Origin of the sequence: Falsiphaeobacter marinintestinus, assembly GCF_007923355.1 — a bacterium.
Classification (GTDB): domain Bacteria; phylum Pseudomonadota; class Alphaproteobacteria; order Rhodobacterales; family Rhodobacteraceae; genus Phaeobacter_A; species Phaeobacter_A marinintestinus.
This window is the reverse complement of sequence record NZ_VOGO01000005.1, coordinates 95102-107685: the sequence shown is the minus strand read 5'-3', so window position 1 is coordinate 107685 and position 12584 is coordinate 95102. Positions and strand designations below refer to the sequence as shown.

Below are 12584 nucleotides of genomic sequence, written 5' to 3'. Positions count from 1 at the left end.
ATGGGGTGGCCCGGACGATGTACAAAACGCACAATCGACCGTCCGGGCCATGTACAAAACGGACAAATCAGCCCAGCAAACGCCGTGCAATCACCTGCGCCTGAATTTCGGCCGCACCCTCAAAGATGTTCAGGATCCGGGCGTCACACAGCACGCGGCTGATCTTGTATTCCATCGCGAACCCGTTGCCGCCATGGATTTGCAGACCGTTATCGGCCGACGACCAGGCAACCCGCGCACCCAACAATTTGGCCATGCCAGCCTCAAGGTCGCAGCGGTGACCGTGGTCCTTTTCCCAAGCCGAGAAATAGGTCAGCTGACGCGCAATCATGATCTCGACCGCCATCATCGCCAGCTTGCCGGACACGCGCGGGAACTCGATCAGCGACTTGCCGAATTGCTTGCGGTCCTGCGCATATTGCATCGCGATATCCAACGCCGATTGCGCCACGCCGATGGCGCGGGCAGCAGTCTGGATGCGGGCAGATTCAAAGGTCTCCATCAGCTGTTTAAAGCCTTTGCCCTCTTCGCCGCCCAACAGGTTCTCGCCCTTCACGTGGAAGTTGTCGAAGCCCAGTTCATATTCTTTCATGCCGCGATAGCCCAGAACTTCGATCTCTCCGCCTGTCATGCCTTCGGTCGGGAAGGGGGCTTCGTCGGTGCCCGGCGTCTTTTCGGCCAGGAACATCGACAGGCCACGGTGATCGGTGGTGTCCGGGTTGGTGCGCGCCAGCAGTGTCATCACGTGGGTCCGCGCAGCATGGGTGATCCAGGTTTTGTTGCCGGTAACTTTGTAGTCGCCGTTGTCATCCTTGACGGCGCGGGTGCGCAGGCTGCCAAGGTCTGACCCCGTGTTTGGCTCAGTAAAAACAGCGGTCGGCAGGATTTCGGCGCTGGCAATCTTGGGCAACCAGTTGGCTTTCTGCTCATCCGTTCCACCACACAGGATCAACTCGGCCGCGATTTCCGAACGGGTGCCAAGCGATCCGACGCCGATGTAACCGCGCGACAGTTCTTCGGACACAACGACCATGGATGCCTTGGACAAACCAAAGCCGCCGAATTCTTCCGGGATGGTCAGACCGAAGACGCCCATTTCGGCCAGTTCCTCGATGATCTCCATGGGGATCAATTCGTCTTTGAGGTGCCAGTCGTGGGCATAGGGTTCGACCTTGTCGACGGCAAAGCGGCGGAACTGTTCGCGGATCATTTCCAGCTCTTCGTCCAGCCCGGTGGCGCCGACGGTGTTTTCCGCCGCGCGTTCCTGCATCAGTTCGACCAGACGGGTGCGGGCAGCTTGTGTGTTGCCTTTGCCGGCCAGGGTCGTGATTGCGTCGGTTGCCAATGCGGCAGTTGCATCTGCGCCAAGGCCCATGTCCTGCAGGCGCAGGATTTCGGTCTGGCTCATCGGGATGCCGCCCAGGATCTGCGACAGGTATTCTCCGAACGCGATCTGCTGGATCAGCTGTTCGACGTCGCCGAATTTGCCGTCGTCATTCAGGCGCGTCGCCCAGGCCTGCATCTGTCGCAGCGCTTCGACATAGGTGGCCAGCCACGCCAACCCATGTGCAGCGGCCTGATTGGCTTCGATCAGCCCACCAGATACGCGACCCTCTGCGGTAACGGTTTCGCGCACAGCGGCCTTGGCAGCGTCCAGTACGGTTTCGACCGGGGCAATCGCCGCGCCAGTCAACTCAAGAAGATTGGGCAGAGTTACGGGTGCTGAGGTCATCGTCATATCCTGTCCATCATGAGCCATGATTCATATCCTTTCTGGTGTCGCTTGGTCCTAAGCACTTTGCAGGTGCAGCGCAACAAAAATACGTTGAAAGCTTGGGTTTGGTTCAAAAGTTGCGCACACTTTTGTTGCAGCGCAGCGTCAAGGCGCATGGTAAGACCGCATATGGACGCGCTTTTCTCTCTTGTGACACCGTTTCAGTTAGGGCTGGCTTTTGCGATTGCCACTTTGGCCGGACTGGTCAAAGGCATGGTCGGGTTTGCGATGCCGATGATCCTGATCTCGGGTCTTGGCACGTTTTTATCCCCCGAACTGGCGCTGGCCGGGCTGATTCTGCCGACCCTGTTGTCCAACGGCCTTCAAGCCTTTCGCTTGGGCGCCCGGCAGGCCGTAGCAAGTGTTGCCAAATTCCGCGTGTTTCTGGGCGTGGGGGGGGCCTGCCTGTTGTTCAGCTCACAGTTGGTGACAACGATCCCGGCGTCGTTCTTTCTTTTGATGCTGGGCGTGATGGTCACCGGGTTTGCGGTGATGCAACTGATCGGCATCAAGTTTCACCTCGATCAACGCTCAACCCGCGTTGAGGCTGGGGTTGGCGCATTTGCCGGGTTCATTGGTGGTATGTCCGGGGTCTGGGGGCCGCCGACCGTTGCTTACCTGACCGCGTTGAATACGCCAAAGGTCGAGCAGGTTCAGATTCAGGGCGTTATCTATGGGTTGGGGGCCCTGCTGCTGACCTTTGCCCACTTGGGATCGGGCGTTCTCAGGCTTGAAACCTTGCCATTGTCGCTGGCGTTGATCGTTCCGGCGATGCTGGGGATGCGTGTCGGGCTGGTTTTGCTGGACCGGATCGATCAAGTGACCTTTCGCCGGGCGACCTTGGTCGTCTTGATTGTGGCCGGTCTGAACCTTGTCCGTCGCGGTTTGACGGGCTGACCCGCCAAAAAGAAAACCCCCGGCCAAGGCCGAGGGTTTCCAAGACACCAGTCAATCAGATCAGCCGATAGCGACGGCTTTCACATCATCATCGATATACGGGACGTATTGTTCGAAGTTGTCCGCGAACATCTGCACAAGCTTGGCGGCTTGCGCGTCATAGGCGGTGGGATCGTCCCATGTCCGGCGCGGGTCCAACAGAACCTCGGCCACGCCCGGCACAGCGACCGGCACGTCAAAGCCAAAGTTCGGATCCTTGCGGAACTCGGCTTCGGCCAGCGATCCGTCCAGAGCGGCGGTCAGCAGGCCGCGGGTTGCCTTGATTGGCATTCGCGATCCGGTACCGAATGCACCGCCAGTCCAGCCGGTGTTAACCAGCCAGCAGGTCGCGCCGTGCTGGGCGATCTTATCGCGCAACAGGTTGCCGTACACTTCGGGACGGCGCGGCATGAAGGGCGCACCAAAGCAGGTCGAGAACGTCGGCTCGGGCTCAACCACACCACGTTCGGTGCCCGGTGTTTTCGAGGTGAAGCCGGACAGGAAGTGGTACATCGCCTGCGCCGGGGTCAACCGCGAGATCGGCGGCAGCACGCCATAGGCGTCGCAGGTCAGCAGGATGATGTTCTTGGGATGACCGCCCAACGCGCTGGTTGACGCGTTCGAGATGTATTCAAGCGGATAGGCGCAGCGCATGTTTTCGGTCAGGCTGCTGTCTTCGAAATCCAGCTCCATGGTCTCTTCGTCATAGACCATGTTTTCGATCACTGTGCCAAACTTGTTGGTCGTGGCATAGATTTCCGGTTCGGCCTCGGGCGACAGGTGGATCGTCTTGGCATAACAGCCGCCCTCAAAATTGAAGGTGCCGCGATCTGACCAGCCATGTTCATCATCGCCGATCAGGACCCGGGCCGGATCTGCGGACAGGGTGGTTTTGCCGGTGCCCGACAAACCAAAGAAGATCGCCGTGTCGACCGGGTTACCCACGGCGTGGTTGGCCGAGCAGTGCATCGCCATGATACCTTTGCCAGGCAGCAGGTAGTTCAGCAAAGAGAAGACCGATTTCTTGTTCTCACCCGCGTACTCGGTGCCGCCGATCAGGATCAGCTTCTTGTCGAAGTTCATCGCGATGACCGTTTCGCTGCGGCAATTGTGCCGTTCGGGATCGGCCAGGAAGCTGGGGCAGTTAATGACGGTAAAGTCGGCGATGAAATCGTTCAGGTCTTCCCGGTCGGGACGACGCAGCATGTGCCGGATGAACAGGTTGTGCCATGCCAGTTCGGTCACCATGCGGACGTTGATCGCGTGGGTCGGGTCGGCACCGCCGACCAGATCCTGAACAAAATAATCCTTGCCCTTCATGTGGGCCAGCATGTCGTCGTACAGCGTGTCAAACCCCTCGGGCGTCATCGCCTTGTTGTTTTCCCACCAGATGGTGTCGGCGACGCTGTCGGTTTTAACGACGTGCTTGTCCTTGGGGGACCGACCAGTGAACTTGCCGGTCGACACCAGAAAGGCGCCTCCGTTCCCGAGGGTTCCTTCGTCGCGCTTGAGAGCGGCCTCGATCAGCGCGGGCTCAATTAGGTTGTAATAGACATTTCCCAGACCCTCGATGCCTTGATCTTCGAGGCGGAAGTTCGGGTTAACCCGTCCAGATGTCATGTGTATTTCTCCTGTGGCGGCGCTCGGCGTCTTATCTAAAAAGGGTCGCGCCTGATCACGATATGCCGGCAAATCAGCCGATGAGCCGGGTCTTAACATGACGTTTCGGGGCATGAACAGGTCGGTTTGACCCAGTTAGCGCAACCAAGGCAATCTTTAGCGCAACCATGCCGAAGAGCCGGATTTCAAAGGCAGGAATTCAACCGACCTTAACATATTTTTGCACAATCTGTTTGAAAAGGGACATCCGATTCGCAGTTATGGATTGATTCGCAATAGCAAAAAGTGTCAGAGTCACAGAAAAATATAACATACTCGAGCAGCATAGGGGCATGTTGAGATGTCTAAGATCGCATTGGTGGATGACGACAGGAATATCCTGACGTCCGTGTCGATGACACTTGAGGCAGAGGGCTTCGAGGTTGAAACCTATAACGACGGGCAGGCGGCTCTGGACGCCTTTAACAAGAAACTTCCCGATATGGCCGTGCTGGACATCAAGATGCCGCGCATGGACGGGATGGATCTTCTTCAAAGGCTTCGTCAAAAAACCCAGATGCCGGTCATTTTCCTGACGTCCAAGGACGATGAGATTGACGAAGTTCTGGGTCTGCGGATGGGCGCGGACGACTATGTCAAAAAACCGTTTTCTCAGCGCTTGCTGGTCGAACGTATCCGGGCGCTGCTGCGCCGGCAGGAAGCTGTAGACGGCGATGCTGCGGGCACGGGCCCCGAAAGCAAGCTGATGGAACGCGGCAATTTGCGGATGGACTCACTGCGCCATTCGGTCAGCTGGAAAGGCAATGACGTGTCGCTGACCGTCACCGAGTTCCTGCTGCTTCAGGCGCTGGCACAACGGCCCGGTTTCGTCAAAAGCCGCGATCAGCTTATGGACGTTGCGTATGATGATCAGGTCTATGTCGACGACCGAACCATCGACAGTCACATCAAGCGCCTGCGCAAGAAGATGCGCACTGCCGACAGTGACTTTGCCGCGATTGAGACCCTTTATGGTATCGGCTATCGATACAACGAAGAATAACACCGCCTTCGGGACTGGATGCTAAGGAACAACTGTGCGCGATACCGGGACATTGCCAACTTCTCGAAACGGAGACGTGGTGCTCGGCGACGATTGGGTCGCCCCTCGTAGCACGGTCGGCGAAGAGATGCGCGACATGCGGTCTCGCCGCGGCTTTTTCTCGGTCAGGGGGTCGCCTCTGACCCGAAAGATCATCGTTTTCAATATGATCGCGCTGATCATTCTGGTGTCGGGTATCCTGTATCTGAATTCGTCCCGGGAAAGCCTTGTGGCGCAACGTGCTGGCGCTCTTGTCGGCGAAGCCCGCCTGATTGCCAACGTTTTCGAGGCGCAGCTCAGCGATGGTACGCCGGTCAATCTGGCTGCATCAGATGGTGTGGATGTCGCGCAGACGCTGGACGTTCTGACCCTTCGGCAGGGGGTTGAGGTCTATGTCTTTGACACGGCTGAGGCGGTTGTCGGGTATACTCAGGGTACCGACGAAGCACCGGGCAAGATCGATACCGAAAAGACCCGGAACACGCCGCTTAGCGATACATTGACGGCGATCTGGCGCTCGGTTGCTTCGGTTTTCTCGTCACCGCAGCAGGCGGACCCCGCCGACCCGGTCGAGGATCAGCTGCGGGCTCAGGTCAAGGATACGGTTGCGAACGGAACGCGCATTCAGCCAATCGTCGACGAACCCGGCGGCACTGAGTTCGCCGTGCTTGCCCCGATCCTGCAGAGCGGTACCGCGGTCGGCGTTGTTGCATTGCTCAGCCCCTCTGGCGAAATTGACGCTTTGGTACGAAGTGAGCGTGAACGGGTGCTCCAGATGTTTGTCGTTGCCTTGCTTGTCTCGGTGGGTCTGAGCCTTGTGCTGGCGTCGACCATCGCCAACCCGCTGGCAGACCTTGCCGAGGCCGCCGAACTGGGGCGCGACCGGAACGCCCGCAAGATGAACCCTGAACGAATCCGCATCCCGGACCTGACGGCCCGCCCGGACGAAATCGGACGCCTGAGCCGCGCTTTAAGGGGCATGGTCTCGGCACTTTACACGCGCATCGATGGCAATGAACAATTCGCGGCCGATGTCGCACATGAGATTAAGAACCCGCTGGCCAGTCTTCAATCGGCCGTCGGAACGATGCGCATGGTCAAGCGCGAAGATCAGCGCGAAAAGCTGCTTGAGGTCATTGAACATGACGTGCGGCGGCTGGACCGGTTGGTCAGTGACATTTCGAATGCCTCGCGTCTGGACGCCGAACTGGTCAAAGAAGATCAGGAAAACTTTGACTTGCTGAACATGCTGGGCAATCTCAACCAGTATCTGGGCGAAGATGCCAAATCCAATGGCATCGACTATATTACTGACATGCCAGCCGGACCAATCATGATCCACGGTTTGGAAGCACGCTTGGCGCAGGTTTTTGTCAACCTGATCACCAATGCCGTATCGTTCTGCGAAGACGGCGATGCGATTCGGGTTTGGGTGCGCCGCCGCAACAATCGCGTGCTTGTGGTGGTCGAAGACACCGGCCCCGGTATCCCGGATCAGGCGCTCAGCAAGATTTTCAAACGCTTCTACTCGCAACGCCCCGAAGAGCATTTTGGCAATAACTCGGGCCTGGGCCTTGCGATTTCAAAGCAGATTGTCGAAGCACATGGCGGTGTAATCTGGGCCGAAAACATCCGCCCGACCGAGGCTGATGTGACGTCGGATCCATTGGGTGCCCGCTTTGTCGTTGGCCTGCCGGTCTGATCTGTGCCCGGTTCCGCGCCGGAAATCACCCTTCATGCAAGTTGTGTCGCTCTTGATGGCCGCGCCCTTCTGATCGTTGGCAAATCCGGCAGCGGCAAATCGGCCCTTGCCCTGTCCTTGATGGCGATGGGGGCAGACCTGGTCGCGGATGATCGTACGATATTGCGGCGGGACCAGTCGCAGGTGATCGCATATGCGCCTGATGCGATCAAAGGGCTGATCGAAGCCCGCTGTGTCGGGCTGCTTCAGGCGACCCCCTGCGCATTGGCACAGGTCGTCGCCATCGTGGATCTTGACCGGACTGAAACTCAGCGCCTGCCCACGCTTCGAAAAAGTGATCTGCTGGGGCAATCTGTAACCTTGTTTCTGAAAGTGGAAGGCGCACATTTTGCATCAGCATTAATCCAGTTCTTGAAAGCCGGTCGCAGGAGCCCGTGATGCCCGAGCACAGCCCCGTCCCAAAGCGGCTCGTCCTTGTGACGGGCCCGTCCGGCGCAGGCCGGTCGACGGCGATCAATGTGCTTGAAGATCTCGATTTCGAAGCCATCGATAATATCCCTTTGCGTCTTGTGCCCCGGCTTCTGGACGATCCGGAACAGCCACGCCCAATGGCGCTGGGAATTGATACGCGAAACCGCGATTTTTCGACCATTGGCCTGTTCGACCTGATCGATCAGCTGGGCGCAAAAGCAGACGTGGATCTGACCATTCTCTATGTGGATTGCAATGATGATGTGCTGTTGCGCCGGTTCTCGGAAACCCGTCGGCGCCACCCGCTGGCCCCGGCAGAAAATCCAGAAACCGGCATTGCGCGCGAACAGGAGCTGTTAAGTCCGATCCGTGATCGCGCCGACATCCTGATCGATACGTCCGACCTGAACGTTCATCAGCTACGCGCCGATATCGAAAACTGGTTTGCGCCAGATGGTGGCCGGAAACTGGCGCTATCCATCCACTCGTTTTCGTACAAACGTGGTTTGCCGCGCGGCATCGACATGGTTTTTGACTGCCGTTTTCTGGCCAATCCCTATTGGGAGCCGTCCTTGAGGCACCTGAATGGCCTGGATGCCCGCGTCGCAGATCACGTAAAAGGCGATCCGCGATTCGGGGTGTTCTTTGAAAAGGTTCTGGATCTGACCCAGAGTTTGCTGCCAGCCTATGTTGACGAAGGCAAATCGCATTTCTCGATCGCATTCGGATGTACCGGCGGGCAACACCGGTCGGTTACATTAACCGAAACTCTGGCCAAAGCCCTTGCGGAACAGGGCCAGCAGGTGTCAATTAGACACCGCGAGCTGGAAAACCAGCAGAAAGTTAAGAGGCCGGTTTGATCGGAATCGTGATCGTGGCGCATGGGGGGTTGGCGAGAGAGTATCTGGCCGCCATGCAACATGTCGTCGGGCAGCAACCTGGCATGATGGCCATCTCGATCGAGCCGGATGATGATCGCGACGCCAAACAGACCGAGATTTGTGTTGCGGCTGACGCTGTCGACAAGGGCGATGGTGTGGTCATGGTGACCGACCTGTTTGGCGGATCACCGTCGAATCTGAGCCTTCTGGCCTGCGCACCCGCCGACCGCCGCATACTTTACGGTGCGAATCTTCCGATGTTGATCAAACTGGCAAAATCCCGCCATATGCCCGTTGGCGACGCAGTGCGCGGTGCCATGGAGGCCGGCAAAAAATATATCAACACACAAAATATCAGCACCGACACCTGACAGACGGACCAAATGACCCAACGCACACTGAAAATCGTGAATGAAAAAGGCCTGCATGCGCGGGCCTCGGCAAAATTGGTGGAAGTCGTCGAAGGATTTGACGCCACCGCGGAAGTGGAGCGGGACGGCATGAGCGCGTCCGGCGATAGTATTATGGGGCTTTTGATGTTGGCAGCGTCGAAGGGAACGACTATTGACGTTGAAACATCGGGACCTGACGCAGAACCTTTGGCGAATGCGCTGGAGGCTCTGGTGGCAGACCGGTTCGGCGAGAAGTACTAGCATCAGTGATCCGGCGCCGGTCGGACAGGAAAGGCGACGTGGCAGACACCGCTCATAACAGCGACGCCGGGGTTCAGCCCAAGCGTCCGGTGGAGCAGACAGCCGAGGTCTATGACCGTCGGACCCTGACCTATGCAAATTCCTTCGATGACCCTTGGACATCTTTTGCTATCAAGACAATCGAATGGTTCACCGGCAAGCTGACGATCTTGCGCATGGTCAGACAGTTCGAACGCCAGAACGCCGATTATCGCGGGCAAAAATTCTGGCGCGGCGCGCTGAATGTCATGGGAATCGAACTTCAGACGCCGGAAGAACAACTGGCCAATATCCCGAAAGACGGGCCTGTTGTGGTCGTGGCGAACCACCCGCACGGTATGGTCGATGGTATGATCTTTGCGGATCTGATCGGCCGCGTGCGTGAAGATTACCGCATTCTGACACGTTCGGTCCTGACCGGGCTGGACGAAACCGCGACGTCTTTCATGATTCCAGTTCCGTTCCCGCACGACCCGGAAGCGCAGCGCAAGATGGTCGAAATGCGCGCCAGCGCGATGGAGCATCTGGCCAACGGCGGCGTCGTGGCGCTGTTCCCATCAGGCGTTGTGATGTCATCGGACACATGGTGGGGCCCGCCGATTGAACAGGAATGGAACGTTTTCACGGCGAAAATGATCCGCAAGTCCGGTGCGCGCGTCGTGCCGATCTACTTCCCGGGTCGAAACTCCCGTGCCTATCAGATTGCGAACCGTATTTCTGCGATCCTGCGGCAGGGTTTGTTGCTGCATGAAATCGTGCGGGCTTGCAACAAACCGCAAGCCCCTATTGTGGGTGAGCCGCTGACCGATGCTCAGATGGAGCAGCTGGCCCAGAACCCGCGTGGGTTCATGGCATGGCTGCGCCAGCACACGCTGGATTTGGGCGCCAAAAGCAAGGGCTGAAACCTGATCAGTTTGGCACAGTGCTGAGCATCGGGAAATGTGCGGCGATTCCGTCGAACATGAATTCAAACGCGATGGCCGCAATCATCAGGCCCATCACCTTGTTAAAGATCAGCGTTACATTGGGCGTGAACAGGCGGTCCGAGGCCAATGCAACGCGCAAGGTCAGAAATACCGAAGCCGATACCAACGCCATGATCCCGACCATGAACAACTTGTGCGTCACACCACTGAATTCGGTGGAAAACAGGACAACTGCGCTGAGCACGCCGGGGCCGGCCAGAACCGGAATCGTCAGGGGCACGATGCCCAATGCGATGATCGAGCTCGCCCTTGCTTCGCCCTGATTGCCTTCGTCCGGTTCGCTGCGCAGCATGTCCAGAGCAATCAGCAATAACAGGAACCCGCCTGCCGCCTGAAACGCGCTGAGCTCGATGCCAAAAGCGGTGAGGATGGTTTGCCCCGCAAAGACGAACAGCGATGTTGCAACGAAAAAGCCAAGCGCGCCGACATTGGCCGCAGTTTTCTTGTCGGCAAGTGTGCGACCGCCAACAAGCCCCAGAAACATCGGGACAATGACGGGCGGCGATACGAGCGCAAAAATCCCGACGAAAATCTGCACATATTCAGGCCATGAAACTGTCAAGCGCGTCCCCTTGGTTACCGTGTCGGGACCGGCACATCGCCGCGATAGTCATAGAACCCGCGCTGAGTTTTGCGCCCCAGCCACCCGGCTTCGACATATTTGGTCAACAGCGGGCAGGGGCGATACTTTGTATCGGCAAGCCCGTCGTGCAGCACGTTCATGATGGCAAGGCAGGTGTCCAACCCGATAAAATCGGCAAGTTCAAGCGGCCCCATCGGGTGGTTGGCACCCAGCTTCAAAGACTGATCGATCGACAGCACGTTCCCAACGCCTTCGTACAACGTGTAGACCGCTTCGTTGATCATCGGCATCAGGATACGATTCACGATAAAGGCCGGGAAATCTTCGGCGCTGGCCGAGGTCTTGCCAAGTTTATCCACCACAGCCTTGCAGGAGGCGAAGGTTTCCGCATCCGTGGCAATGCCGCGGATCAGTTCGACCAGTTGCATCACCGGTACCGGGTTCATGAAATGGAACCCCATGAACCGTTCGGGGCGATCCGTGCGGGACGCCAACCGTGTGATTGAAATCGAGGATGTGTTTGACGTCAGGATCGTGTGTGGTTGCAAATGTGGTTGCAGGTCATCAAAGATTGCCTGCTTGATCGTTTCACGTTCCGTGGCGGCTTCGATCACAAGGTCGGTTGCACCAAGGTCAGGCAGGTCCAGCGTCGTGACGATGCGTTTCAGCGCAGCGTCCATGTCAGCTTCGGTCATCTTGCCGCGCGACACCTGACGGGCCATATTCTTGTGAACCGACGCCAGGGCCGCATCCAGTGCCTGTTGGCTGATGTCGGTCATCAGAACGTCATACCCGGCCTGCGCCATGACATGGGCGATACCATTGCCCATCTGGCCCGCGCCGATCACACCGATTTTCTGAATGTCCATTCTGTGCTGCCCTTCGCTGGAAGTTCTCAGGTGACCTTATCGGTCTGTACGCGCGATGGACAAGGGCCGCGATCCTCTGGCGACACTTTGCAGCAAATTGTGCCATTAGCCGAATCGCAAGAGTCTGGTCTGCATTGTCCCTCTTGGGTGAACAAAATTGGTGGGTGTTATGACCTTTCAGGTAACAGGAACTGGTGCGCCGGGGGATGCAGCTTGCACATATGGAACGTCGAAATTGCTGTTCAGGGGACCAAAGCGGTCCTTGGATCAGCCCTACATTGCCTTTCTGGGGGGCAGCGAAACCTTCGGACGGTTCGTCGACCGGCCTTTTGCGTCGTTGATTGAATCCCGACTGGGCAGAACCTGCGTCAACCTTGGAAGCACAAATGGCGGTCTGGATACGATCCTGCGCGATGTCGAGGTGATGCGGATTGCCGCCGCAGCATCAATGGTCGTGCTGCAGCTTCCGGGCGTACAGGGGCAGTCCAACCGGTATTATCGGGTCCATCCCCGGCGCAATGATCGCTTTCTGCAGGCCACGTCACATCTGAGGCGTCTTTATCCCGAAGTAGATTTTACCAGATTTCACTTTGTGCGTCATTTGCTGGTTGCTTTGTGTGACATTGATCCGGCCCGGTTTCGGACAGTCAGCGATGACCTGCAGGCCCGGTGGGTCCGGCGCATGCAAGGGATGTTCACAAAGTTTCAGGGAAGGGTTCATCTGCTGTGGTTGCAGTATCAAACAGGAGCCGGTGATGGCGCGCTAGACGATGAGCCATTGCTGGTCACCCGTGCCATGCTTGAAAGCGTTTCAAAGACGGCGATGGGTGTGGTCACGCTCCCTGTTCAGGCGGCAATACAGACCGGTGACATGAGCGAAATGCGGTTCGGTGATCTGCAGCAGCCGATTGCAGAAAACATGATCGGCCCGGACACGCATCGCCGGATCGCGGAACGGCTGGCTGAAGTGCTGGAGCGCCAATAGAAAA

At 57.8% G+C, this 12584-nt stretch carries 13 protein-coding genes; 9 read left to right on the top strand and 4 right to left on the bottom strand.

Going from position 1 to position 12584, the window contains the following annotated elements:
• Window positions 1-67: 67 nt before the first annotated feature.
• Entirely contained in the window at window positions 68-1759 is a 1692-nt protein-coding gene (locus FOY56_RS12285) for an acyl-CoA dehydrogenase family protein (RefSeq protein WP_146346142.1), read from the bottom strand.
• A gap of 144 nt (window positions 1760-1903) precedes the next feature.
• Between FOY56_RS12285 and FOY56_RS12280 the strand changes: the two genes are divergently transcribed.
• Window positions 1904-2671, top strand: coding sequence for a sulfite exporter TauE/SafE family protein (locus FOY56_RS12280; protein WP_146346141.1), 768 nt, complete (start codon window positions 1904-1906; stop codon window positions 2669-2671).
• Window positions 2672-2731: 60 nt separating this feature from the next.
• Here FOY56_RS12280 and FOY56_RS12275 read toward each other — a convergent pair whose 3' ends face one another.
• Window positions 2732-4330 (bottom strand): phosphoenolpyruvate carboxykinase, encoded by a 1599-nt coding sequence (locus FOY56_RS12275; protein ID WP_146346140.1) that lies wholly within the window; start codon window positions 4328-4330, stop codon window positions 2732-2734.
• A gap of 340 nt (window positions 4331-4670) precedes the next feature.
• Between FOY56_RS12275 and FOY56_RS12270 the strand changes: the two genes are divergently transcribed.
• The 7 genes from FOY56_RS12270 to FOY56_RS12240 are packed head-to-tail and all read left to right on the top strand — an operon-like array spanning window position 4671 to window position 10059.
• A complete protein-coding gene (locus tag FOY56_RS12270; protein ID WP_146346139.1) occupies window positions 4671-5372 on the top strand; it encodes a response regulator transcription factor in 702 nt (233 codons plus the stop codon).
• 34 nt (window positions 5373-5406) lie between these two features.
• Window positions 5407-7113, top strand: a complete 1707-nt coding sequence (locus FOY56_RS12265; protein WP_146346138.1) for a sensor histidine kinase — start codon at window positions 5407-5409, stop codon at window positions 7111-7113.
• Between the two features lie 3 nt (window positions 7114-7116).
• Entirely contained in the window at window positions 7117-7551 is a 435-nt protein-coding gene (locus FOY56_RS12260; RefSeq protein ID WP_246139476.1) for an HPr kinase/phosphorylase, read from the top strand.
• Complete coding sequence (gene rapZ, locus FOY56_RS12255) at window positions 7551-8444, top strand: RNase adapter RapZ (protein ID WP_146346137.1); 894 nt, start codon at window positions 7551-7553, stop codon at window positions 8442-8444. The genes FOY56_RS12260 and rapZ overlap by 1 nt, the downstream gene beginning before the upstream one ends.
• Window positions 8441-8836 carry a PTS sugar transporter subunit IIA gene (locus FOY56_RS12250; protein ID WP_146346136.1) on the top strand — a complete coding sequence of 132 codons (396 nt, stop codon included), beginning with the start codon at window positions 8441-8443 and terminating at the stop codon, window positions 8834-8836. Before rapZ ends, FOY56_RS12250 begins: the two co-directional genes overlap by 4 nt.
• A 12-nt stretch (window positions 8837-8848) precedes the next feature.
• A complete protein-coding gene (locus FOY56_RS12245; RefSeq protein ID WP_146346135.1) occupies window positions 8849-9118 on the top strand; it encodes an HPr family phosphocarrier protein in 270 nt (89 codons plus the stop codon).
• Window positions 9119-9156: 38 nt separating this feature from the next.
• On the top strand, window positions 9157-10059 hold the full coding sequence (locus FOY56_RS12240; RefSeq protein WP_146346134.1) for a lysophospholipid acyltransferase family protein: 903 nt from the start codon (window positions 9157-9159) through the stop codon (window positions 10057-10059).
• A gap of 7 nt (window positions 10060-10066) precedes the next feature.
• Here FOY56_RS12240 and FOY56_RS12235 read toward each other — a convergent pair whose 3' ends face one another.
• Window positions 10067-10705 carry a MarC family protein gene (locus tag FOY56_RS12235; RefSeq protein ID WP_146346133.1) on the bottom strand — a complete coding sequence of 213 codons (639 nt, stop codon included), beginning with the start codon at window positions 10703-10705 and terminating at the stop codon, window positions 10067-10069.
• 14 nt (window positions 10706-10719) lie between these two features.
• Window positions 10720-11595: a 3-hydroxybutyryl-CoA dehydrogenase gene (locus FOY56_RS12230; RefSeq protein WP_146346132.1), complete on the bottom strand. Its 876-nt coding sequence runs from the start codon at window positions 11593-11595 to the stop codon at window positions 10720-10722.
• A gap of 169 nt (window positions 11596-11764) precedes the next feature.
• Between FOY56_RS12230 and FOY56_RS12225 the strand changes: the two genes are divergently transcribed.
• Window positions 11765-12580 (top strand): DUF6473 family protein, encoded by an 816-nt coding sequence (locus tag FOY56_RS12225; RefSeq protein ID WP_222434984.1) that lies wholly within the window; start codon window positions 11765-11767, stop codon window positions 12578-12580.
• Window positions 12581-12584 lie beyond the last annotated feature (4 nt).